Origin of the sequence: Rhizobium sp. CG4 (assembly GCF_023701965.1) — a bacterium.
Lineage (GTDB): Bacteria > Pseudomonadota > Alphaproteobacteria > Rhizobiales > Rhizobiaceae > Agrobacterium.
Window position 1 is genome coordinate 69,141 of the sequence record NZ_JABAEG010000005.1, and the last position, 24,101, is coordinate 93,241.

Annotated in this window: 21 protein-coding genes and 1 riboswitch; of the genes, 16 read left to right on the forward strand and 5 right to left on the reverse strand. The window is 54.8% G+C overall.

Annotation, left to right across the window (positions count from 1 at the left end):
- Window positions 1-113 precede the first annotated feature (113 nt).
- From htpX to purH, 4 genes are all read left to right on the forward strand, one after another.
- Entirely contained in the window at window positions 114-1,073 is a 960-nt protein-coding gene (gene htpX / locus HGO37_RS15735; RefSeq protein WP_250984147.1) for a zinc metalloprotease HtpX, read from the forward strand.
- Entirely contained in the window at window positions 1,064-2,458 is a 1,395-nt protein-coding gene (locus HGO37_RS15740) for an RsmB/NOP family class I SAM-dependent RNA methyltransferase (RefSeq protein ID WP_250984148.1), read from the forward strand. The genes htpX and HGO37_RS15740 overlap by 10 nt, the downstream gene beginning before the upstream one ends.
- Window positions 2,459-2,680: 222 nt before the next feature.
- The gene (locus HGO37_RS15745) at window positions 2,681-4,324 is read left to right on the forward strand and encodes a heparinase II/III family protein (protein ID WP_502941424.1); all 1,644 of its coding nucleotides are present in this window, start codon (window positions 2,681-2,683) and stop codon (window positions 4,322-4,324) included.
- A gap of 105 nt (window positions 4,325-4,429) precedes the next feature.
- The gene (gene purH, locus HGO37_RS15750; RefSeq protein ID WP_250984149.1) at window positions 4,430-6,046 is read left to right on the forward strand and encodes a bifunctional phosphoribosylaminoimidazolecarboxamide formyltransferase/IMP cyclohydrolase; all 1,617 of its coding nucleotides are present in this window, start codon (window positions 4,430-4,432) and stop codon (window positions 6,044-6,046) included.
- Between the two features lie 117 nt (window positions 6,047-6,163).
- Here purH and HGO37_RS15755 read toward each other — a convergent pair whose 3' ends face one another.
- Window positions 6,164-7,705, reverse strand: a complete 1,542-nt coding sequence (locus tag HGO37_RS15755) for a UxaA family hydrolase (protein WP_250984349.1) — start codon at window positions 7,703-7,705, stop codon at window positions 6,164-6,166.
- Window positions 7,706-7,755: 50 nt separating this feature from the next.
- Complete coding sequence (locus tag HGO37_RS15760) at window positions 7,756-8,466, reverse strand: FadR/GntR family transcriptional regulator (RefSeq protein WP_250984150.1); 711 nt, start codon at window positions 8,464-8,466, stop codon at window positions 7,756-7,758.
- Between the two features lie 227 nt (window positions 8,467-8,693).
- Here HGO37_RS15760 and HGO37_RS15765 point away from each other — a divergent pair, with 227 nt between their 5' ends.
- The 9 genes from HGO37_RS15765 to HGO37_RS15805 all read left to right on the forward strand — a co-directional run bounded on the left by HGO37_RS15765 (window position 8,694) and on the right by HGO37_RS15805 (window position 18,054).
- The gene (locus HGO37_RS15765) at window positions 8,694-10,259 is read left to right on the forward strand and encodes a sugar ABC transporter ATP-binding protein (protein ID WP_250984151.1); all 1,566 of its coding nucleotides are present in this window, start codon (window positions 8,694-8,696) and stop codon (window positions 10,257-10,259) included.
- An 8-nt stretch (window positions 10,260-10,267) separates the two neighbouring features.
- Window positions 10,268-11,290: an ABC transporter permease gene (locus HGO37_RS15770; protein ID WP_250984152.1), complete on the forward strand. Its 1,023-nt coding sequence runs from the start codon at window positions 10,268-10,270 to the stop codon at window positions 11,288-11,290.
- Window positions 11,291-11,375: 85 nt separating this feature from the next.
- A complete protein-coding gene (locus HGO37_RS15775; protein WP_250984153.1) occupies window positions 11,376-12,317 on the forward strand; it encodes an ABC transporter substrate-binding protein in 942 nt (313 codons plus the stop codon).
- 75 nt (window positions 12,318-12,392) lie between these two features.
- On the forward strand, window positions 12,393-13,406 hold the full coding sequence (locus HGO37_RS15780) for an aldo/keto reductase (protein ID WP_250984154.1): 1,014 nt from the start codon (window positions 12,393-12,395) through the stop codon (window positions 13,404-13,406).
- A 5-nt stretch (window positions 13,407-13,411) separates the two neighbouring features.
- The gene (locus HGO37_RS15785; RefSeq protein ID WP_250984350.1) at window positions 13,412-14,254 is read left to right on the forward strand and encodes an amidohydrolase family protein; all 843 of its coding nucleotides are present in this window, start codon (window positions 13,412-13,414) and stop codon (window positions 14,252-14,254) included.
- A gap of 4 nt (window positions 14,255-14,258) precedes the next feature.
- The gene (locus tag HGO37_RS15790; protein ID WP_250984155.1) at window positions 14,259-15,269 is read left to right on the forward strand and encodes a zinc-binding alcohol dehydrogenase family protein; all 1,011 of its coding nucleotides are present in this window, start codon (window positions 14,259-14,261) and stop codon (window positions 15,267-15,269) included.
- Entirely contained in the window at window positions 15,266-16,399 is a 1,134-nt protein-coding gene (locus HGO37_RS15795; protein ID WP_250984156.1) for a mannitol dehydrogenase family protein, read from the forward strand. The genes HGO37_RS15790 and HGO37_RS15795 overlap by 4 nt, the downstream gene beginning before the upstream one ends.
- Before the next feature lie 12 nt (window positions 16,400-16,411).
- Window positions 16,412-16,741, forward strand: a complete 330-nt coding sequence (locus HGO37_RS15800) for an L-rhamnose mutarotase (protein WP_192490573.1) — start codon at window positions 16,412-16,414, stop codon at window positions 16,739-16,741.
- A 35-nt stretch (window positions 16,742-16,776) separates the two neighbouring features.
- A complete protein-coding gene (locus HGO37_RS15805) occupies window positions 16,777-18,054 on the forward strand; it encodes an L-fuconate dehydratase (protein ID WP_250984157.1) in 1,278 nt (425 codons plus the stop codon).
- A gap of 47 nt (window positions 18,055-18,101) precedes the next feature.
- Here the strand turns inward: HGO37_RS15805 and cobD are convergent, their stop codons facing one another.
- Entirely contained in the window at window positions 18,102-19,133 is a 1,032-nt protein-coding gene (cobD, locus tag HGO37_RS15810) for a threonine-phosphate decarboxylase CobD (protein WP_250984158.1), read from the reverse strand.
- On the opposite strand from cobD, the gene cbiB reads away from it, so the two are divergent.
- On the forward strand, window positions 19,132-20,097 hold the full coding sequence (gene cbiB, locus HGO37_RS15815; protein ID WP_250984159.1) for an adenosylcobinamide-phosphate synthase CbiB: 966 nt from the start codon (window positions 19,132-19,134) through the stop codon (window positions 20,095-20,097). The genes cobD and cbiB overlap by 2 nt on opposite strands.
- Here cbiB and HGO37_RS15820 read toward each other — a convergent pair.
- Window positions 20,084-21,541, reverse strand: a complete 1,458-nt coding sequence (locus tag HGO37_RS15820) for a cobyric acid synthase (protein ID WP_250984160.1) — start codon at window positions 21,539-21,541, stop codon at window positions 20,084-20,086. The genes cbiB and HGO37_RS15820 overlap by 14 nt on opposite strands.
- Window positions 21,542-21,552: 11 nt before the next feature.
- Window positions 21,553-22,170, reverse strand: coding sequence for a cob(I)yrinic acid a,c-diamide adenosyltransferase (gene cobO / locus HGO37_RS15825; protein WP_250984161.1), 618 nt, complete (start codon window positions 22,168-22,170; stop codon window positions 21,553-21,555).
- 135 nt (window positions 22,171-22,305) lie between these two features.
- Window positions 22,306-22,518, forward strand: a riboswitch (cobalamin riboswitch).
- A 122-nt stretch (window positions 22,519-22,640) separates the two neighbouring features.
- Here cobO and HGO37_RS15830 point away from each other — a divergent pair.
- Together HGO37_RS15830 and cobW are read left to right on the forward strand one after the other, a co-directional pair.
- Window positions 22,641-23,066 carry a DUF1636 family protein gene (locus HGO37_RS15830; protein WP_250984162.1) on the forward strand — a complete coding sequence of 142 codons (426 nt, stop codon included), beginning with the start codon at window positions 22,641-22,643 and terminating at the stop codon, window positions 23,064-23,066.
- Complete coding sequence (gene cobW, locus HGO37_RS15835; protein ID WP_192490566.1) at window positions 23,063-24,100, forward strand: cobalamin biosynthesis protein CobW; 1,038 nt, start codon at window positions 23,063-23,065, stop codon at window positions 24,098-24,100. The genes HGO37_RS15830 and cobW overlap by 4 nt, the downstream gene beginning before the upstream one ends.
- Window position 24,101 lies beyond the last annotated feature (1 nt).

The following is a 24,101-nucleotide window of genomic DNA, read 5'->3' on the forward strand; positions in this document are numbered from 1 at the left end:
TTCGCGCCTTTGGCAGTCTGATATTGAAAAGCGGACTATCATAACCAAATTACACGAGGAACAATCGAACGGCAAATGGCCGTATCGAACACATCGTAAAATGGAGACAACGGATGAATCTTGCGCGCACTGCCATGCTTCTTGCCTTCATGACAGCCTTGTTCATGGGGGTCGGCTTTCTGATTGGCGGACAGGGCGGTATGATGATCGCACTTGTCATCGCGGCGGGTATGAACCTGTTTTCCTACTGGAACTCGGACAAGATGGTGTTGTCCGCTTATCACGCCCAAGAGGTTGATGAGCGCAACGCGCCAGAGTTTTTTACGATGATCCGCGATCTATCGCAGAATGCCGGCCTGCCAATGCCGAAGGTCTATATCTATGAGAGCGAGCAACCAAATGCCTTTGCTACGGGCCGAAATCCTGAAAACGCAGCTGTGGCCGCCTCTACGGGCCTTCTGCAAAGGTTGAGCCCGCAAGAGGTTGCAGGGGTCATGGCCCACGAGCTTGCCCATATCCAAAACCGTGACACTTTAACCATGACGATTACGGCAACCCTTGCCGGTGCTATTTCCATGCTCGGAAACTTTGCGTTTCTGGTTGGTGGCAATCGCAACAACAACAATCCGCTCGGTTTCATTGGCGTGCTGGTTGCGATGATTGTTGCGCCACTGGCGGCCATGCTTGTTCAGATGGCGATCAGCCGGACGCGCGAATATTCCGCTGACCGTCGTGGTGCCGAGATTTGTGGTAATCCACTATGGCTGGCCTCAGCGCTTCAGAAAATCTCTGGCGCTGCACAGCGTCTGCACAATGAGGATGCCGAACGTAACCCGGCGACTGCGCATATGTTCATCATCAACCCGCTATCCGGTGAGAGAATGGACAACCTGTTTTCCACGCACCCGAATACGGAAAATCGTGTCGCTGCGCTGCAGGCAATGGCAAACGAATTTTCCCAGCCATCGACGCCACCCGCCACAAGTGCTAATGCCGAGCGTAAGACACGTTCTGTACCCTCCACCGGCTGGGGACGGGGCGGAAACAATGAACGCAAAGGACCATGGTCTTGACGGCAGAACACGCCAAAAAAACACCTCACCGCAACAAACGGCGTGACAATCCAAGAGCAGGTAGCGATCAGGACGGTGGACTGCAGTTTGACAACAAGCCGGGTCTAGAAACCCGCAATGCTGCTGTCAAAATCCTGTCTGCTGTCATCGATAAGAAAACATCGCTTGATGGTATGCTGGATGCTGAAACAGGCAATCCGGCCTATAGGGCGCTAAATGCGGCTGACCGTGGCTTGGTGCGCGCCATCATCAACACAGCCCTTCGTCACCTGCCGCGTATTGATGCGGCGATATCCATGTTGCTGGACAATCCCTTGCCATCAGGCGCGCGGTCGCTGCATCACGTTCTGGTGGTCGGTGTAACGCAGATGCTCTACCTTGATGTACCCGACCATTCTGCTGTCGATCTTGCCGTAGAGCAAGCTCATCGCGATCCTCGTAATCGGCGTTTCGTAAAATTGGTCAACGCCCTTCTGCGTCGTCTCGGCCGCGAAAAGGAGGAGATCAAGGAACGAATTTCCACCGTGCCGGTGCTGCCTGAATGGTTCTTTGACCGGTTGGTCTCGGCCTATGGTCGAGAAAAAGCCGAGCAGATTGCGCAGGCACAGCTTTGGCCTTCGACCATCGACGTTACGGTGAAATCTAATCCAGAAGTCTGGGCAGAGAAATTTGGCGGTCAGGTACTGGCTACGGGATCTGTACGTCTTGGCGCCTTTGAAGGGCAGATCCCTGATCTCGAGGGTTTCACGCAGGGCGAGTGGTGGGTGCAGGACGCAGCTGCCAGCCTTCCAGTCAGATTGATGGGAGACATCAAGGGCAAACGGGTGGTTGACCTCTGTGCGGCTCCTGGTGGCAAGACCGCACAGCTTGTTTTGGCTGGAGCTGACGTGACGGCCCTTGATCAATCGGGTAACCGTTTGAAGCGACTTCGCGGCAATCTGGAGCGTCTCGGTTTTGCAGCCGATACGGTTGAAAGCAACCTGTTGACGTTCACCACAGATGAACCTTTTGATGTGGTGCTGCTTGACGCGCCCTGCTCTTCAACAGGAACCCTGCGTAAACATCCTGATGTTCCATGGACAAAGGGACCGGAAGACATTGAAAAGCTCGCCGGACTCCAGGAGAGAATGCTGCGCCACGCCATTTCACTGGTGAAGCCAGGTGGCATTCTGGTGTTTTCCAACTGCTCGCTTGACCCTCTTGAGGGTGAGCACATGATTTCCCGCGTGCTGCAAGACAGCACCGATGTGGAACGTGTGCCTGTGGACAAAAAAAATTGGCCAGGTTTGGAAGCTGCCGTCAACGGCGACGGCGATTTGCGCACAACGCCTGATATGCTTGGCGGAACCGATGGATTTTTTGCCACCGTGCTGCGTAGAAAATAAGCAAAGCCCGACGGATTTCCACGTCTGAAAAACTGATGTCGGATTTTTTTCTTGAAATTCCGTGCCTTAAAAAGATTATGCAATCAATCACGAATCATGTGATTGATTGCTAAATTATTTGTTTCGTGTGCAATTCCTTAAAATCAGGCATGAGACCGTATAGACGGGAAAAACGGTTTGGCAGGGTCTAACTCCAACGGTTACGGAAGTGCAGGGTTTTTTATGAAAACCCTATACCGTCGTGCGCGTATACGGGTTGCCGGCTTGCGTATGGTCCTGATACCCGGGGTGTCTGCGCCTGATGGGCTGGTTGCAGCACCGACAGATTTACATGCCGTTGATCCGTTCGTTGCGGAAGAATTGCTGAATGGTCGTATCGTTTTGGCTGGCCGGGTCTACGAACTGGATGGCGTTTCGGTTTTTGCGGATGAATTGCCAAGTCTGGCATTTGCGGAGAGCCTCTATTCCTTTGAATGGTTGCGTCATATTCGTGCTCACCGTACAAATGAATGCTGCGCAAAGGCCCGCCAACTGGTGGCGGAATGGATGGCGCTGCACGGGCGAAAAGCGCGTGGTCTGGCGTGGGAGCCGGACATTGCAGCCAGACGGTTGATTGCGCTCCTGTCGCATTCTCCTGTTGTACTGAATGACGCCGAGAGTGGTTTCTATCGCCGCTTCATGAAGACACTGGGTTTTCACGTGCGTTATCTCGGCATGATCGCCCGCTTTGCGCCCGATGGTGAAACTCGCCTGCGAATACATATTGCACTGGCTGTCGCCTCAATCTGTATGTCTGGCAAACAATCCTGGGTGTCACGTCAGGCCAGAAAATTAAGTCGTGAAATGGAACGTCAGGTCCTGCCGGATGGCGGGCATGTTTCACGCAATCCGCGGGTTCTTCTCGATCTGTTGCTGGATCTGCTGCCGCTGCGTCACAGCTATATTAATCTCGGACACACTGTTCCGTCCGGGCTTGTTTCCGCAATTGACCGAATATTTCCGGCATTGCGGTTTTTCAGGCATCAAGATGGTGATCTGGCTCTGTTTAACGGCGCCACGAGCACGTTGGCCAACGAACTGACGGCTGTGCTGCGGTATGACGATACGGCCGGGGCAACGACGCGTGAACTGCCTGATATGGCCTATCAGCGTTTGGTGGCTGGAGACACAACTGTGCTGATTGACACTGGCCGGGCTTTATCTGTTGAGCTTTCATCAACTGCCCATGCCGGTTGTCTGTCTTTTGAAATGTCTGCAGGACGGTATCGCTTTATCGTCAATTCCGGTTCTCCGGAAAATGGCAGTGTCGAACTGAAAGAATTGGCGCGCTCCACGGCGGCCCATTCAACTGTGACCTTGGCCGATACGTCGTCATGCCGGTTTTCCCGCTCAGCATTTCTCGGACCAATTATGGTGCAAGGTGCCCGCGAGGTGATGGTCAACCGTACGACTGGGCCTAATAAAAACGACATCGTTTCCGCAAAGCATGACGGTTATGTTGCCGATTTTGGTTACCTGCATGAGCGCGAAATGGATATGAATGAGGCTGGAACACGTATCCGGGGTCGTGACATTGTCTATGTAGCTGGCAAGAACAACAAACATATTCCTGAAAGCCTGCTGGCTGTTGCGCGCTTCCATGTTCATCCCCTGATCGAACTTAGCCAGCTCAATGATGAAACCGTAGTTCTGACTGCACCTGATGGTACCCGCTGGCATTTCTCAGTTCCCGGCCGAGCCCTTGCCATTACCGATGATATCTTCATGGCAAATGTGTCCGGCCCACGGCGGTCGCAACAGATTGAAGTGGCTTTCGACGTTCCCGAAGTACGCGAAATACGCTGGTTTTTAGACCGTAAGGCCTGAATGATTGCCTGATTCGTGTTTATTCCCGTGGGAAGGTGTGCTAACGCGACCCCAACGGCCGGTCTCTTCTTCCGGCTGATTTTCCTGCCTATACGGAGTAAGCCGATGGCTGTTGTTTCCAAGAAAATCCCCGCCCCGGATAAAGTCAAAATTCGCACGGCACTTTTGTCCGTATCGGACAAGACCGGCATCATCGAACTCGCCACCACACTGGCTTCAATGGGTGTGAAACTGCTGTCGACAGGTGGAACCGCGAAGGCTATTGCCGATGCTGGCTTGCCGGTTACCGACGTTTCTGACGTCACGAAGTTTCCGGAAATCATGGATGGCCGCGTCAAGACGCTGCACCCGAATGTGCATGGCGGTCTTCTGGCGATCCGTGATGACGCTGATCACATCGCTGCCATGAAAAAGCACGGTATCGAAGGCATCGATCTTTCCGTCATCAATCTCTACCCCTTCGAGGAAGTTCGCGCCAAGGGTGGTGATTACCCGACAACGGTTGAGAATATCGATATTGGTGGCCCGGCCATGATCCGCGCTTCAGCCAAGAACCATGCCTATGTCACAGTTATCACTGATCCGTCCGACTACGGCGCTTTGCTGGATGCACTGAAGGCTGATGACGGCCAGACAACCTACGCGCTGCGCCAGAAGTTTGCTGCCAAGGCCTATGCTCGTACAGCTGCCTATGACGCGATGATATCCAATTGGTTCGCGGATGCGCTTGAAATTGAAGCACCTGATTACCGCGCAATTGGCGGCGTCCTGAAAGAAAAGATGCGTTATGGTGAAAACCCACATCAGAGCGCGGGCTTCTACCTGACCGGGGAGAAGCGTCCCGGCGTTGCCACGGCAACGCTGCTGCAGGGCAAGCAGCTTTCCTACAACAACATCAATGACACGGATGCTGCCTTCGAGCTGGTGGGTGAGTTTCCGGCCTCCAACGGTCCGGCCTGCGCCATTATCAAGCACGCCAATCCATGTGGTGTTGCAACCGGTGAAACCATGCTTGAGGCCTATAAAAAGGCCCTCGCCTGCGATTCTGTATCGGCATTTGGTGGCGTGATTGCGCTTAACCAGACGCTGGATGCGCAGACGGCCGAAGAAATCGTCAAGCTGTTCACCGAAGTGATCATTGCTCCTGACGTTACGGAAGAAGCAAAGGCCATCGTAGCGCGCAAGCCAAACCTGCGCCTGCTGTCGGCCGGTGGTCTGCCAGATCCGCGTTCGCGTGGCCTCGCAGCCAAGACCGTTTCCGGTGGCCTTTTGGTTCAGAGCCGCGATAATGGCATGGTTGAAGACCTCGACCTCAAGGTTGTGACAAAACGTGCGCCGACTGCCCAAGAGTTGGAAGACATGAAGTTTGCGTTCAAGGTCGCAAAACATGTTAAATCCAACGCCGTTATCTACGCCAAGGATGGTCAGACAGCGGGTATTGGCGCAGGCCAGATGAGCCGCGTGGATTCCGCACGTATTGCGGCCCTGAAAGCTGAAGATGCCGCCAAGGCGCTTGGCCTTGCCGAACCACTGACAAAGGGCTCTGCGGTTGCTTCTGAAGCGTTTTATCCGTTTGCAGATGGTTTGCTAGCCGCGATTGCTGCCGGCGCTACAGCCGTCATCCAGCCGGGTGGCTCGATGCGTGACCAGGAAGTGATCGACGCGGCCAACGAACATAACGTGGCGATGGTCTTCACTGGCATGCGTCACTTCCGCCACTAAGCATCGCGGCTTCTCTCAGCCTTTATTGGGAGAGGCCCCAGCACCTTAATAATCAAAAAGGCCCGGAGAGATCCGGGCCTTTTTCCATTTCGTGGCGATTTCGATGTTTCACGCCTATCAGGTCACAGCTCCAACCTGCCACGGTACAAACTCGTTATCACCATAGTCGTAAATTTCGCTGACTGTCTTGTCGCCAGAGGCAACAGCAAGAATCCGCTCGAAAATCCGTTCCCCTGCTTCCTCAATGCTTTCGACACCGGTGACGATTTCACCGCAGTTCAGATCCATGTCTTCCTGCATGTGTTCGAACATTTCAGTGTTGGTCGCGATTTTAATGCAAGGTGAGGGCTTGAAGCCGGATACGGATCCACGTCCTGTCGTGAAACAGATGACGTTGCAGCCGCCGGCAACCTGGCCTGTTACAGCAACGGGGTCATAACCGGGTGTGTCCATAAACACGAAACCTGGTTCGGTAACGGTTTCTGCAAATTCATAAACTGCTTTCAGCGGCATCGAACCACCCTTGGCCACGGCACCCAGAGATTTCTCAAGAATGGTGGTCAAGCCGCCCAGCTTGTTGCCGTGCGACGGGTTGTTATTCAGTTCGTCTCCGTTACGCGCGGTATAGTCGCGCCACCAGTCAATGCGCTCAAGCAGCTTTTCGGCAACCGCTGGCGTTACGGCACGGCGTGTCAGAAGATGTTCGGCACCATAGATTTCCGGCGTTTCCGAAAGCACCGTGGTGCCACCATTGCGCACGATCAGGTCGGATGCGTAACCAAGTGCCGGATTTGCAGAAATGCCGGAATAACCGTCCGAACCACCACATTCCAGTGCTAGTTTCAGTTTGGACAGTGGCTGCGGGGTGCGTTTGGCATGATTGACGAGTGGCAGCATGTCCTTGATCTGGGCAATCGCAGCTTCGATGGTCTTGCGGGTGCCGCCATGCTGCTGGATGGTCATGGTACGCAGACGCTCACCCTCCTCCATCCGGTAGTGTTCGAGAATGGGGGCAATCTGGTTTGTTTCACAGCCGAGGCCGATCAGCAGAATGCCGCCAAAATTGGGATGACGTGCATAACCTTGAATGGTGCGGATCAGCAGTCGGTACCCTTCCGACTTGGTGTTGAGAGCACACCCCCCACCATGGGTCAGCGCAACGACACCGTCGACGTTGTCAAAACCGTCCAGTCCGCCCTGCTTGTTGAAGTAGTCGGCAATGTAGCGGGAGACGGTGGCGGAACAGTTCACGGACGCGATGACGCCGATGTAATTGCGGGTACCAGCGCCACCAAGGCCACGATCGTAGCCCATGAATGTACGGCGTTCGGCTTCCGGCAGCATGCCGGTTTCCTCGATATCGACGCTGAACTGGTGCGCATGCTCGGAGGGTACCATGGCAAGGTTGTGCAGGTGGACATGACGACCGGGCTCAATGTCCTGGGTGGCAATACCGATCACCTGACCGTATTTACGGACTTCTTCGCCAGACTTAATGGTCTTCAGCGCAACCTTGTGTCCGCGGCCGATCAGGTCAAGTGCGACAAGATCTCCCCTGCCGGTCGGGTTTCCTGCAGGAATGGATCTGCGGGCCACAGCAACGTTATCGTTGATATTCAGCAGGATGGTTGGCTCGGAATTTAATGCTTTATCATGCACTGTCACGGGGATTTTCCTCCTCCCGGTCTATGTCTGCGCAAAAGCGCTACTCAGTTCTCGATCCAGCGCTGCTTTGAGCTTTCGAGATGGCTATGCATCGCTGCTTGCGCAAGCAGTGGATCGCGCATTTCAAGGGCTGCCAGAATGACTTCATGCTCATTCAGGGCTCGTGTCCATGTCTCACGGTCCTCAAAACGGACGCGAAACTGGGCGGAAATAGGACTGTGGCGTTCGTCAAAAAGCTCAGCCACCATACGGGCCAACACGCTGTTTTGCGATTGTTCAGCAATGGTAATGTGAAACAGTCGATCCTGATCGAGCGGCTTTTTGCCGAGATCGATTTCCTTCTTCATGCCGTCCAGTAACTGGCGAAGCGTAACGAGTGCTTCCTGTGTAATACGGCTTGCGGCCAAAACAATTGTTGCACCCTCAATGGCAGCACGCGCCTGCATCAGCTCGGTCGGGCTGTCGCCCATCGACTTGGTTTGCCATGTGGTGGTGGCGGGCTCCGCAGACACATAGACGCCGGACCCCATACGAATTTCAACGCTGCCATCGATTTCAAGTGCAATCAGTGCTTCGCGTAGGGATGGCCGTGAAACACCCAGTTTCTGGGCCAGTTCCCGCTCCGCTGGCAGGCGCGATCCGGGCTGAAATTCGCCCTGATCGATCAACTCACGGATTTGATCCGCAATCTGCTGGTAAAGGCGGCGTGTTTCCATGTGTTTGGTCAGGCCAATTATCTCGTTGAGTATGAGCATTTTAAGTTTACGAAATTTGGCCTTACCGTATCTATAAGTGTGACAATAGGCAAGAATAAGTTTAAAATATTGAATTATATAGATTTATTGCGGCTGATAATTTTCTGCTATAAGGCTGGTTTCGAAGTTTTTCGATAATTGGCTTGACCAATAAAAAAATGCGGCCTAACCATTGCCTCCGATTGAAGGCAACCGGGTGGAGCGTGGTTGCGCATGGAGGATCTCAAATGTCACAAGGCGAACTCAATATCGTAGGCGCAAATACGCCTGGCGATAGCTTTGCCGGTGCTGCCGAAACCCTACTGCGCCTCGAAAATATCACCAAGGAATTCCCCGGTGTTCGGGCCTTGTCGGGCGTACATTTTGATCTCGTGCGCGGTGAAGTGCATGCGGTCTGTGGTGAAAACGGTGCCGGAAAATCAACATTGATGAAAATTGTCAGCGGCGTTTATCAGCCGACTGAAGGTACAATCATTCACAAAGGTAACAAGGTTCAGTATTCCTCGCCGCTCGAATCCGAAGCGGCCGGCATTGCCATCATCCATCAGGAACTGAACCTCATTCCGCATCTCAGTGTGGCGGAAAACATCTATCTGGCGCGCGAGCCGCGTCGTGGGTTCTGGGTCGATCGCAAAAAACTGCGCGCCGATGCCAAGCGCTGTCTTGATCGTCTGGGTGTCGATATTGATCCCGACCAGACGGTGCGTGGCCTTTCCGTTGCGCAGTGCCAGATGGTGGAAATTGCCAAGGCCCTGTCTCTGGATGCCGAAGTGCTGATCATGGACGAGCCTACCTCGTCGCTGACCGAGCAGGAAACCACCCTGCTGTTCAAGGTCATTCATGACCTTAAACGGTCCGGTGTCGGCATCGTTTATATTTCTCACCGTCTGGACGAGATGGCGCAGATCGTTGACCGCGTCACCATCTTGCGTGACGGTCGTTATATCTCCACTGCCAAATTTGCTGAAACAACGGTTGATAATATCGTTGCCCAGATGGTTGGCCGGTCACTGGAGGAAAAATTCCCTGAGCGCACGTCCACGCCGACCGACGAGGTTATCTTTGCCGTTAAGGGACTGACCCGCAAGGGCGTATTCGAGGATGTCAGTTTTGAGTTGAAGCGCGGTGAAATTCTCGGCTTTGCCGGGCTGATGGGCGCCGGTCGTACCGAAGTCGCGCGTGCGATTTTTGGTGCAGATCCGCTAGATTCCGGCGAGATCACCTTTGAAAGCCGCGTTCTTGATATTCGCACCCCGCAGGATGCTATCCGCGAAGGGATCGCCTATCTCTCCGAAGACCGCAAAAGTGATGGTCTTGCGGTGAAGATGTCGGTGGCAGCCAATACGACGCTTGCCAACATGGAAGCGGTTTCCAGCAAGTTTGGCGTGATTGATTTTGCTAAGCACAATGAGATTGCCCGCAAATATGTCGATCTTCTCAACGTCAAGACGCCGTCGATCGAGCAGACCGTTCGTCTGCTATCCGGTGGTAACCAGCAGAAAATCATCATCGGTAAATGGTTGTTCCGCGAATCCCGCATCCTGTTCTTCGATGAACCGACCCGCGGTATCGATGTGGGTGCGAAATTTGCCATCTACAAAATCATGGACGAATTGGCCGCACAGGGCATTGGCGTCATTCTCATCAGTTCCGAATTGCCGGAAGTGCTGGGTCTGACCGATCGTATTGCCGTCTTCCATGAAGGCAAGATCACCGGTGTCTTGAAGACGGCCGAAACGAACCAGGAAGAAATCATGCGATACGCATCCGGCTATGTACCGGCGGCGCAGTGAGGAATGCAATGAGCAGCAATAATCCTGAACAAAAGAACATGTCTTTGAGTGACCGCCAGAAGGATATCATCCAGAAGTTTGCGGCGCTGGGCAGCCTTGTTGCGTTGACCATCGTGTTTTCGCTCACCAGCAGTGCTTTCTTCACCGTTAGCAATGCCATGACCATCGCCTTGCAGGTCACGTCGATCGCTCTTCTCGGTATTGGTGCAACCTGCGTCATCATCACCGGCGGTATCGACCTTTCGGTTGGCTCGGTTTTGGCGCTTGCCGGTGTTGTTGCCGCGCTTGCGGTGAAGGAACTTGGTATCCCCGTGCCGTTTGCGATGCTTCTCGGCATTTTGACCGGTTCGATCTGTGGTTACATCAACGGACTTCTGGTCACACGCTTCAAGCTGCCGCCGTTCATTGCAACGCTTGGCATGATGTTGATTGCACGCGGCGTGGCCCTGCAGATTACCGGTGCCCGCGCAGTGTCCGGCCTCGGTGAATCCTTTGGCGTTCTGGGTAACGGCGCGCTGTTCCGTGTCGTCAACATCGGCGAAGACGGCTTCCCGAATGTTGTATTCCCAGGCATTCCCTACCCGGTCATTCTGATGGTCGTCATCGGTATTGCCGTATCTCTGATGCTCAACCGCTCAGTACTTGGCCGCCATATCTATGCTGTTGGCTCCAACGCGGAAGCTGCACGCCTGTCCGGCGTCAATGTCAGCCGGGTCACCAACTTTACCTACATTCTTTCAGGCACGCTTGCCGGCCTGACAGGCTGCGTTCTGATGTCTCGTCTTGTTACCGCACAGCCGAATGAAGGCGTGATGTACGAACTGGACGCGATTGCCAGTGCGGTGATCGGCGGTACGTCGCTGATCGGTGGCGTTGGTACAATTTCCGGCACAGGCATTGGTGCCTTTGTCATCGGTATTCTGCGCAATGGTCTTAACATGAACGGTGTTTCGGCATTCACGCAGCAAATTATCATCGGCCTCGTCATTCTGGTGACCGTGTGGATCGACCAGTTGCGTAACCGCCGCTGAGAAGGGCGCGGACCCTTTCCGTAAACAACAAGGGGGACGAGGAGTTCTCCCGAAGAGGCCAGAGTGGCCACCATTGGAGGAAGAGATGAAGAAACTTTCGACTGCCCTTCTCACATCTGTCATCGCACTGTGGAGCGTTTCCACCGTCCAGGCCGGTGAAATTGCAGTTATCGTCAAGACGGTAAACTCCACCTTCTGGCAGAACGTCCAGAAGGGCGCAGACGCTGCGATCAAGGACCTGAACGGTCACACGATCACATTCCAGGGCCCGGCTTCGGAATCTGCGATTGCTGACCAGGTGAACATGGTTGAAAACGCAGTAAACCGTAAGGTTGACGGCATCGTTCTCGCTCCGTCTGATCCAGACGCACTGGTTCCAGCCGTCAAGAAGGCATGGGAAGCCCGTATTCCTGTTGTGCTGATCGATTCGCAGCTCGCTGAGGGTTCCGAGCAGTATTACCAGTCCTTCCTCGCAACCGACAACAAGAAGGCCGGCGAGCTTGCAGCGCAGGCGCTGATCGAAAAGGTTGGCACTGAGGGCAAGATTGCCGTCATGTCCTACGTTGCCGGTGCCGGTTCGGAAATTGGCCGCGTTGGTGGTTTTACCGATTACATCAAGGCAAATTCCAAGTTGGAAATCGTTGGTCCGTTCTATTCGCAGTCGCAGATGGCAACGGCTCTGAACCAGACGACTGACGTTCTTGCTGCCAATTCAGACCTCAAGGGCATCTTTGGCGCCAATGAGCCAACAGCAATCGGTGTTGGCCGTGCGCTCGTTCAGTCCGGCAAGGCTGGCAAGGTTGTCGGTATCGGCTTTGACGGTAACCAGGACCTGCAGGAATTCGTCAAGGATGGTACACTGGCAGGTATTGCCGTTCAGGGTTCCTACCAGATGGGTGAACTTGGCGTGCAGACAATCGGCAAAATCCTCAACAAGGAAAAGGTCGAGAAGTTCGTTGATACCGGTGTGGTTGTTGTCACCAAGGACAACATCGAAAAGCCGGAAGCAAAGAACGTTCTTTACTAATCTGCCAGACAGGGCGCGTCGCGACACGCGGCGCGCCGGTTTCTCCTGCAAACGCCTGATTGAAAGTGCCAGACGATGAAAGTATCCGATACGCGCAAGCTGCCCCGCCGCTCCGTTGACGTTACCCTTATGGGGCTTGGCTGCGCCCAGATGGGCAATCTTTACCGTGTCACGCCTTACGAGGAATCGAAGGGTGCTTTCGAAAAGGCATGGGAAAGCGGCATTCGTTATTTCGATACCGCACCGTTTTACGGTTACACTCGTTCGGAGCGTCGTCTCGGCACGATGCTGACCGAACATGATCGCAAGGATTACACCGTCAGCACCAAGGTTGGTCGCGTAATGGTTCCTGACGATACGGTTGGTCCGGAGGAGGATGCCTATGTCGCTCCGCTGCCGTTCCGCCCGAATTATGATTATTCCTATGATGGCATTTTGCGTTCGTTTGACGCCAGCCAGCAGCGTCTTGGAATTCTGAGACCTGATATTCTCTACATCCACGACATCGGCGCTGCGACGCATGGTGAAAAGCACCCGCATTACTGGGAGCAGTTGACCTCTGGCGGCGGTTTCAAGGCGCTTGCAAAGCTGCGTGAAGAAGGGTCGGTCAAGGCTGTTGGCCTTGGCGTCAACGAGTGGGAAGTCATTCGTGATGCCATGCAGGTTTTCGACGTTGATGTCGCCATGCTGGCCGGTCGCTATACGCTGCTGGAACAGCAGAGCCTTGCCTTCATGGACAATTGCGCCACGGTTGGCACCGCGATCGTCATCGCCGGCGCGTTCAACTCCGGCATTCTGGCAGGCAACAAGAAGTTCAACTATGCCGACGCGCCAGCTGATATCGTCAAAAGCGTTGAAGCACTGGAAGCTGTTTGCGCTGACACAGGCGTCAAGTTACAGGCGGCAGCCTTGCAATTTCCTCTCGCCCATCCTGCCTCCGTCACGGTGGTTTCGGGTGCGCGCAACGCAAGCCAGCTGACCTCGAACATCGAGTGGTTCGAGGAAGAAGTTCCGGCCGAATTCTGGGCCGAGCTGCGCAAGCGTGGCCTGATTGCCGAGGGTGCGCCGGTTCCTGGCGGCAAGGCTTGATCAACATGCGGATCGATGCCCATCAGCATTTCTGGCTTATGAAGGATCGGCAGGGCCAATGGCCTCCGCCGTCCTTGGAGGCAATCTACCGGGATTTTTCCCCTCAGGATCTGAAGCCTTTGCTGGACGCGCAGTCCATTGACGGCACCGTTCTGGTCCAGACGATGGAGAGCGAGGTCGACACCGCCTATATGCTCGATCTAGCGGCCAATAACAGCTTTATCAAAGGTGTGGTTGGCTGGACGGATTTGAAGGCCCCGGGGGCTGCAGAGGCCATCAAGGCATTGTCCGCCAATCCGGTGCTTAAGGGTTTTCGGCCCATGTTGCAGGGTCTGGAAGACGACGATTGGATCGATGATCCCGCGCTGGACTCGACAATCGGTGCGATGATTGCCTGTGGTCTCGTGTTCGATGCGTTGGTTTTGCCTCGACATCTGCCCGCACTTTTCAAATTTGTCTCACGCCATCCTGATCTTCCGGTGGTTATCGACCATGGTGCCAAACCTTGGATAGCGACCGGCCATTACAGCGAATGGCGTCAGAACATGGCGGCATTGGCAGGCCTGCCCAATGTATCCTGCAAATTGTCGGGTCTGCTGACGGAGGCCGGTGATCAGAAACCTCAGGCTGTCCGTCCTTACGCGGAAACGATCCTTGAGCTTTTCGGTCATTCGCGCGTGATCTGGGGCAGCGACTGGCCTGTGCTGCGGCTTGCTGGCGATTATGCCGGCTGGCTGGAGATGTGCCGCGATATCGTGCCGCAACAGCATCACGATGCCGTCTTCGGTGGAAACGCCGTTTCCTTCTACAATCTGACCGACCGCCGGTCGTCTTCTGAAAACAGGTGATGTGATGCTTGCGATAAGCTGCGATTCTCCCGGAACACTGACAGCCGTTGACAAGGACATGCCGTCACGTGGCGATGGCGAAGTGCTGGTGCGGGTACGCCGCATTGGTGTGTGCGGTACCGATCTGCACATCTTCACTGGCAATCAGCCTTATCTGTCCTATCCGCGCATCATGGGACATGAGTTGTCCGGTACAGTTGAAGAAGCACCGCAGGGAAGCACTCTTGCCAAGGGCGATATCGTAACGATCATTCCTTATATCTCCTGTGGTCACTGCAGCGCTTGCCTCAAAGGCAAGAGCAATTGCTGCCGCAATATCGGAGTTCTCGGCGTGCACCGTGATGGCGGCATGGCGGAATATCTCAGCGTGCCACAGCAATTTGTGCTCAAGGCCGACGGGTTGACGCTTGATCAGGCCGCGATGACGGAGTTTCTGGCAATTGGCGCTCACGCCGTTCGCCGCGCCAAAGTCGAAAAAGGCCAGAATGTTTTGATCGTTGGCGGTGGTCCCATCGGCATGGCCGTTGCTATATTTGCAAAGCTTGATGGCGGACGCGTCACTGTCATTGACGGACGCACAGACCGTCTGGATTTCTGCAAGAAACACCTTGGTGTCGATGAGACCGTTCAGCTCGGCGATGGCGACAAGGACAGGCTGTCGGAGATTACCGGTGGCGATTTTTTTGATGCTGTTTTTGATGCAACAGGCAATTCGAAGGCCATGGAGCGTGGTTTTTCGTTCGTCGGTCACGGCGGCACCTACGTGCTGGTATCGATCGTCAGCAGCGACATCACCTTTAATGATCCGGAGTTCCACAAGCGGGAAACCACACTGCTCGGCAGCCGAAACGCGACCATCGAGGATTTTGAACGGGTCATTGCTGCACAGCGCAGCGGTGGCGTGCCGGATGCCTTGATCACACACCGCATGACACTCACAGAGGTTCCGGAGAAGTTTTCTGGTCTGCTTGATCCGGCAGCGGGCGTTGTGAAAGGCATGGTTGAGGTTCAATGAGCGAAGCCACTCCCATCCTGCAGTTCGGGACAAGTCGTTTTCTCCTGGCGCATGCCGACCTCTTCGTGTCGGAAGCACTGGAAGCGGGCAAGGCGCTTGGCAAGATTGCCATTGTCCAGACAACAGGCAATGCCCAGAGTGCGGCACGTATCGCTGCACTGGGTAAACCCGATGGCTATCCGGTGCGTATCCGTGGTCTGAAAAACGGCGTCGCTGTTGATGAGGAGCGTCGTGGCATGGCTGTGGCGTTTGGCCTGAGTGCGAACCAGGATTGGCAGACCGTTCGCGAGATTGCCTCTGTTGCGAAGGTGATTATCTCAAACACCGGCGACAAGGGTTATGAGCTGGATTCGGACGATACCGTCGAATTGGCTGATGATTTTACCCGGGTTCCAAAAAGCTTTCCGGCCAAGCTGTGCTTGTTGCTGCTGGAGCGCTGGCAGCTCCACCCGGAAAGTGAAATCTCGATTTTCCCTTGCGAACTGATCCCGCGTAATGGCGACCGGTTGAAGGATATTATCCGTGGACTTGCCGACAGTTGGCAACTGCCTGCTGGTTTCACGTTCTACCTGACGGAAAAGTGCCGTTTTGCCAACAGCCTCGTTGACCGGATTGTTTCGGAACCGATTGAGCCTGTTGGCGCGGTTGCAGAACCCTACGCCATCTGGGCTGTTGAAAATCAGGCCGGGCTGACATTGCCCTGTGTGCACCCTCATCTCGTTTTGACCGATGATCTCGATCATTACGAAAACCTGAAGCTTTATCTTCTCAATCTCGGTCACAGCTATCTGGCCGAACGTTGGTTGGTTGATGCGCGTGCCAAGGACGAGACCGTGCGTGAAGCCATGGCAGATTTGGACTTACGTGCCGATCTTGAAGCGGTCTGGCATGAAGAGGTTCTGCCGCTGTTTGCCGCTGACGGTCTGGGGACTGACGCAAAGACCTATGTGGACGATGTTCGCGAGCGTTTTCTCAACCCGTACCTCGCCCACCGGCTCGCCGACATTGCCGGCAATCACGACGAGAAAAAACGCCGCCGTATCGCACCGGTTATCGCATGGGCTGAAAAGCTCGGCCTCAATCTGCCGCAGACGCGTCTTCGCGCTGCAATGGCGACCATAAAGCAGTAACAGGAGTTATCAATGCAGCGCATGGGCATGGTCATTGGCGTCAAGCCGGACATGATTGCGGAATACAAGCGGCTTCATGCTGCGGTATGGCCGGAAGTTCTGGAACTGATCAGCAAAAGCAATATCCGCAACTACACGATCTTCCTGCGCGAGCCGGAGAACCTGCTTTTCGGATACTGGGAATATCACGGCACGGATTATGAAGCCGATATGGCCCGTATCGCTGCCGACCCCAAAAATCAGGAATGGTGGTCTTTCACCATTCCCTGTCAGCAACCGCTTGAAAGCCGCAAGGATGGAGAGTGGTGGGCTATGATGGAAGAAACATTCCACCACGACTGAGAACCTTTATTTTCCCTGACCGCGAGTAACCGGCCATGACCAAGATTACCGACCTTAAAGTATACGACCTGCGTTTCCCGACCTCCCAGAGCCTCGACGGTTCGGACGCCATGAACCCCGATCCGGATTATTCGGCAGCCTATGTGGTGCTGAAAACCGATACGGATGGTCTGGAAGGCCACGGCCTGACCTTCACCATCGGCCGCGGCAATGACATTTGCTGCATGGCGATCAAGGCGATGAGCCATCTCGTCATTGGTACCGACCTTGCCAAGGTCTTGGAAAACCCAGGTCAATATTGGCGTCACCTGACCAGCGACAGCCAGCTGCGCTGGATCGGTCCGGATAAGGGTGCCATGCATCTGGCCACCGGTGCAGTCGTCAATGCCGTCTGGGATCTCTTGGCCAAGCAGGCTGGCAAGCCGGTCTGGCAGCTGGTCGCCGATATGAGCGCAGAAGAAATCGCAGATATCGTTGACTATCGTTACCTGACCGACGTTTTGTCGCGTGAAGATGCGCTGGCTATTCTCAAGAAGGCGGAAGCCGGTAAAGCGGCCCGTGTTGAGACGCTGAAAAATGAAGGTTATCCCTGCTACACGACCTCTGCCGGATGGCTGGGTTATGACGACGACAAGTTGCGTCGTCTCTGCAAGGAAGCCATCGATGCCGGTTTCAACCACGTTAAGATGAAGGTTGGCCGTGATCTGGAAGACGATATCCGCCGTCTGACCATTGCACGTGAAGTGATTGGTCCGGATCGTTATCTGATGATCGACGCCAACCAGGTCTGGGAAGTTGATCAGGCAATCGAGTGGGTCAACAAGCTGGCCTTCTCCAAGCCGTTCTTCATCGAAGAGCCAACCAGCCCGGATGATATTGCCGGCCACCGCAAGATCCGTCAGGCGATTGGCGATGTGAAGGTTGCGACTGGTGAAATGTGCCAGAACCGTATCATGTTCAAGCAGTTCATCGCTGAAGGTGCGATTGACGTGGTGCAGATCGATTCATGCCGTATGGGCGGTCTGAACGAAGTTCTGGCCGTGTTGCTGATTGCTGCAAAATACAATCTGCCGGTCTGGCCGCATGCCGGTGGCGTTGGTCTTTGCGAATATGTTCAGCACCTGTCGATGATCGACTATCTGGTGGTTTCCGGCACCAAGGAAGGCCGCGTCATCGAATATGTCGACCACCTGCATGAGCACTTCATCGAGCCCTGCGATATCCGTGAGGCTGCCTATATGCCGCCAAAATTACCGGGCTTTTCCATTGAAATGAAGCCCGCGTCGATTGCGGAATATACTTTCAAGGGTTGATACTGATTAAGTCAACAAAATCCCCGGTTCTGACCGGGGATTTTCTATTACATGCCTTTCAAGGCATCACGAAGCCGCTGCCATTCTTCCTGGCGTCCCGGCAGTCCAAAACGCAAATCTTGCGGTCTCTCTTCAAAGGCGCGCACCAGAATGCCATGTTCGCCAAGATGGCTGAAAATCTTGCCTGCATTTTCATGGCGGACCAGCCGGAAGAGATTGGTGCCACCTAATACCGTCAGGCCGGCAGCGCCCAGCACTTCATCCAGTCGTTCGGACTTTTGCCGAAGGTGCAGGCGCATATCCACCTGCCAGTGTTTGTCGTTCAATGCTTCCGTGGCAATGTGGAGCGCGGGACCGGAAATGGCCCAGGGACCGAGACGGTTTTCCAACAGGCCAGCGGTCTGTGGTGTTGTCACTGCAAAGCCCAGTCTCAAACCGGCCATGCCGTAAAACTTGCCGAATGAGCGCAATACAACAATACCGCCCTGATCGACATCACCGCACAAGCTCTCATAACCGTCGCCAGCGTCACCAAATGCCTCATCGACAATCAGCGTGCCACCTTTTTCCTTCAATGCTGTGGCCAGCGCTAAAAGGTCTGACTTCGAGATAACGCGACCGGTCGGATTATTTGGATTGACGACGATGGCGAGATCCGCGGTTGAAAGCGTCGCAAAGTCATCCGTCTCGATCACCTCAAAGCTATTCAATCGTGCAGCGCGGGCATGTTCGGCATAGGTAGGTGACAGAATAACGGCTTTTGGTTTGGCCGATTTTTTTGCCAGCTCAGAAACCAGCGGCAGCAAGATTTGCGTGCCCGGTGCCGCCGCAACGTGGGCAGCAGAGGGCGCCCCATAGGCGCGTGCAGCGCGTTCTCTAAGGATCTCTGCCAATGCCGGTTCTGGCAGACGCGAAAAAGCCTCTGCCGGAATGGGCGAATGTGGATAGGAAATTGGATTGATGCCGGTCGAAAGATCGATCCAGGGGGCTGGCGCCTGTGGAAACAGGCTACGGGCGCGGGCAAGATTTCCACCGTGCAGGATCACAGGCTCAATCTTTTCTGCTATTGGACTGTCCATGTTTTTCGCTCTCGCCTTCCTGTCGCTGCTGATCGAACGGTTCACCGGTTATCCGAACTGGCTTTTTGCCCGTATCGGGCACCCCGTGACATGGGTTGGTTCGTTTATTGCGCTCCTCGATAAAAAATGGAACCGGGAGAGTGACGATTTTGCAAAACGAAAAGTCATGGGTATGACGACGGTGATTGTTTTGCTGGTTGTGACGATTTTTCTGGCATCGCTGGTGCAGTCCGTTTTGTTTCTTCTGCCCGTTGGCCTTTTGTTTGTGGCGATCGTTTGCGCTGCATTGCCTGCACAGAAAAGCCTTGAGCAGCATGTCGAGGCGGTTGCAGTCGCACTTGAAACCGAAGGGTTGGAAGGTGGTCGCAAAGCCGTGTCGATGATTGTCGGCCGCGACCCGGATCAGCTTGACGAAGCGGCCGTATGCCGTGCGGCAATTGAAAGTCTGGCTGAAAATTTTTCGGATGGCATCGTTGCTCCCGCTTTCTGGATCGGCATGTTGGGTTTGCCCGGGGGGGCAGCCTATAAGGCTATCAACACGGCTGACAGCATGATCGGCCACCGCAACAAGCGTTATGAAGCCTTCGGCAAGGCATCAGCCAAGCTGGATGACCTGGTCAATCTGCCAGCCTCACGTCTGACTGGTTATCTGTTCGTAGTCGCTGCCGTGTTCGTAAAGGATGCGTCTCCCAAGCGGGCGCTGAATGCCATCAAACGTGATGCGCATCATCATCGCTCTCCCAATGCGGGATGGCCGGAAGCGGCTCTGGCCGGTGCTTTGGGCTACGCGCTTGCTGGCCCGCGTTCTTATGATGGTCAGATGATCGAGGCACGTTTTATGGGCAGAGGTGGACGTCGTGACTTGACGGCCGCCGACATTCGTCGCGCGTTGAAGCTGACACGGATCGCCGATGGATTGCTGATTGCGCTGTTTGGCTGTCTGGTTCTTGTTATCGGGCGATAGCCAAAAGTCCGTCCAGATCGAGGTGGGCTTCCATATGGGCCGCCAATCGATCAAGAACCTCATCAACCTGCTGTTCGTAATTGAGTGTCGAACTGCTGCCACCTAACCGCTCCAGCCATACGCCTCTTTGTCGATCATCGGCAAAAAGACCGTGGATGTAAGTGCCAAAAACACGCCCCGCCGGTGAAAGCGCCCCTTCAATGTGATCATCGACAGATGAAAACGGTCGGTCACAGTCTTTACCAGTGGTGACGCCGACATGCATTTCATAGCCGGAGAATGAAGTACCGTCGAAACTTGAACCGGTCACCGAGGCGAGGCGTTTATCGCCTGTCAAAACGGTGTCGACATCAAGCAGGCCCAAACCCTCGACCGAGGCTGGCGGTCCTTCGATGCCCTTCGGGTCGGCGATTGTGTTGCCCAGCATCTGATAGCCGCCACACAGGCCCAGCACATAACCGCCTCGTCTGACGTGAGCCTTGATATCGATATCAAGCCCGGACTTTTTTAGCACTTCCAGATCAGCAATTGTCGACTTTGATCCGCACAGGAGAACCAGCGCGCAATCGGCTGGAATGGTCTGTCCGGGTCTTACCCTGATAAGTTCGACGGTCTCTTCCATGTCGAGAGGATCAAGATCATCAAAATTGGAAATATGCGGCAGGATCGGCACTGCAATACGGATTTTTGCGCCCCGCTTTTGTGTGGCGGGCCCACTCAGGCCAAGCGCGTCTTCGGCCGGTAGCTGTTGCGCGTCGGCAAAGTGAGGCAGAAGGCCTATGCTGCGCCATCCGGTTTTGTCGGCAATGATCCGCATTCCATTGTCGAACAGTGTTGGATCGCCACGGAAACGGTTGACAATAAATCCCTCAATCATCACTGCATCATCTAGGTCCAAAACCGTTTTGGTGCCAACGAGGCTGGCGATAACGCCCCCTCGGTCAATGTCGCCGATCAGGATGACAGGTGCATCGGCGGCACGGGCAAATCCCATATTGGCAATATCATTGGCGCGCAGATTGACCTCGGAAGCACTGCCGGCACCTTCGACCAGCACCAGATCAGCTTGTGATTTCAGACGTTCCAAACTCTCTAACACCTGCGGCATCAGGCCTGCCTTCATATGCTGGTAATCGGCAGCCTTAGCATTGCCAATGACCTTTCCCTGCACCACCACCTGCGCACCGGTTTCGCTTTGCGGCTTCAACAGTACTGGGTTCATGTGAACAGACAGAGGAACGCCGGCAGCTCGCGCCTGTAGTGCCTGGGCGCGGCCAATTTCACCGCCGTCAGCGGTCACAGCAGCATTGTTGGACATGTTTTGAGGTTTGAATGGCAGCACCGACAAGCCACGTTTGACAAAGGCGCGGGCAAGGCCTGCGACCATAAGCGATTTGCCGACATCAGAGCCGGTGCCCTGAAACATCAGAACGCGTGCTGCCATGTGGTTTTATCCTAAAACTCGATACCGGCCTGGGCTTTGACGCCAGCCTTGAAATGATGCTTCACCAGTGTCATCTCAGTCACCATATCGGCAGCATCGATCAACGGCTGCTTGGCGTTACGGCCGGTGACGACAACATGCAAATCGGGGCGACGGTTCTGCAATGTCTCGATCACGTCGTTCAGGTCGAGATATTCATAGCGGAGAGCAATGTTCAACTCGTCGAGGACAAGAAGTCCGATCGTTTTGTCTTCCATAAGCGTCTTTGCTTCCGCCCATGCCTTGGCGGCTGCGGCGATATCGCGCTTCAGATCCTGAGTGTCCCACGTGAAACCTTCGCCCATGGTGCGCCATTCGACGCGGTCTCCGAACAGAGTCAAGGCTTGTTGTTCACCGGTCGCCCAAGCGCCCTTTATGAACTGCACGACGCCGACGCGGCGGCCATTGCCAAGCATGCGCAGCGCCAGACCGAAGGCCGCGGTAGACTTGCCTTTACCCGGTCCAGTGTTGATGATCAAAAGCCCTTTTTCGACCGTTTTTTCCGCGACTTCGGCATCCTGGACGGCTTTGCGATTGACCATTTTTTGGCGATGACGCTCGGCCTCAGTTTCGGTAATCTCGCGGGTCATGGCGGTTTTCCTGTCATTGCTACGTCTAAAAAACGCTTATCTGCTATTTGCGAAGCGGCGACTATAGCCAATTTGCCTCACCCGGCAATGCTGGCGGCATGTGGGCTTTGCATTGACCGCAGCAGCGGTTGCGCCTAAGTGTAAATCACTGACGGTCTTTTTCCGGCAACGGGAAAAGCTAAGAGGGAACACGGTTCCGCCCCGATTTGACGGGCCACTCCGTGGCTGCCCCCGCAACTGTAAGCGGTCAGCCCACGCCGAAACGCCACTGGACATATGTTCGGGAAGGCGGCGACACGGGCGCCATAAGCCGCAAGCCAGGAGACCTGCCGTTTCAGGAAAATACGTCTGTCGGGCGGGGTGCTCCGGTCAGTCGAACCGATCGAATATCTGGCTATCATCGCGATGAATTGCCGTTTTCGATAACCGCACCCATGATTTTTTTGAAGGCGCGGAAAGCGAATACGGATTTGGATATTACGGCAACATCACCCTGCCCTGATGGTAAAACACAAAACGGCACCGCTGATGGTGTCGTCGTATTTGTCTGCCGAAACTGTCGCAGCGAGGACGATCCGAATGCCGATCCCCGCCCCGGCGCGCTTTTGTCATCTGCCGCTATCGCGAAGGCCCAGGATGTTGGCATCGAGGTACGTAGCGTCAATTGTCTTGCCAATTGCAAGCGTGGTTTGAGCGCCAGTATTCGCAGTGTTGATGGCTGGTCCTATATTTTTGGCGGCCTTGCACAAGACGATGCTGACGACCTGCTGATCGGCGCGCAATTGCTTGCCAGTGCGCCGGACGGTCTTATGCCTTGGCGCGGACGTCCCGACAGTTTGAAACGTGGCATGATTGCCCGTACTCCACCATTTGATTACACAGAGGAAAAATCATGAGCAATTCGCTGGACCGTGTTCCCTGCACCATCGTCACCGGTTTTCTGGGTGCTGGAAAAACCACGCTTTTGCGTGGTCTCCTGGAAAAACTGGAAGGCAAGCGTCTTGCGATTATCGTCAATGAGTTTGGCGATGTTGGCATTGATGGCGAAATCCTCAAGGGCTGCGGTATCGAAAGCTGCCCAGAAGAAAACATCGTTGAACTGGCAAATGGCTGCATTTGCTGCACGGTTGCCGATGATTTCCAGCCAGCGATCGAGCAGATACTCAGCCGCCAGCCGAAGGTGGAGCATATTTTGATCGAAACTTCCGGCCTTGCCCTGCCGAAGCCTCTGGTGCAGGCGTTCCAGTGGCCGGCAATCAAAAGCCGCGTCACGGTGGATGCTGTTATCGCTGTTGCCGACGGTGCTGCACTCGCAGAAGGCATGGTCTCGCATGATCTGGATGCTCTTGCTGCCCAGCGTGCCAATGACGAGGCGCTTGACCATGATGATCCAGTTGAAGAAGTGTTCGAAGACCAGATTGCCTGCGCTGACCTTATCGTCCTGACCAAGGGCGATCTGCTGGATGCCGAAGGTCTGGAACGCGCCAAGGCGCATATTGGCGAACATCTGCCCAAGGCTGCAAAGATCGTTGTAGCGTCCAATGGCGCCATTGATCCCGCTGTCCTGATCGGTCTTGGTCTTGCTGTGGAAGACGACATTGAAAATCGCCATACCCATCACGATGAGGAAGAAGACCACGATCACGACGAGTTCGACAGCTTCGTTGTGGAATTGTCGGCGGTAAGTGACCCGGAAGCTCTGGCGTCCCGTATTGCTGAAACAGCTGCTGCGGAAAACGTGCTGCGCATCAAGGGATTTGTCGAGGTTTCCGCCAAGCCTATGCGCCTGCAGGTGCAGGCAGTAGGTTCGCGCGTCAATCATTATTTTGATCGCCCATGGGCAGCAGGCGAAACCCGCCGCAGCCGTCTGGTTGTCATTGGTGAAAAGGGTATCGATCGCGCAAAAATCGAAAAGATGCTTGCGGCCTGAT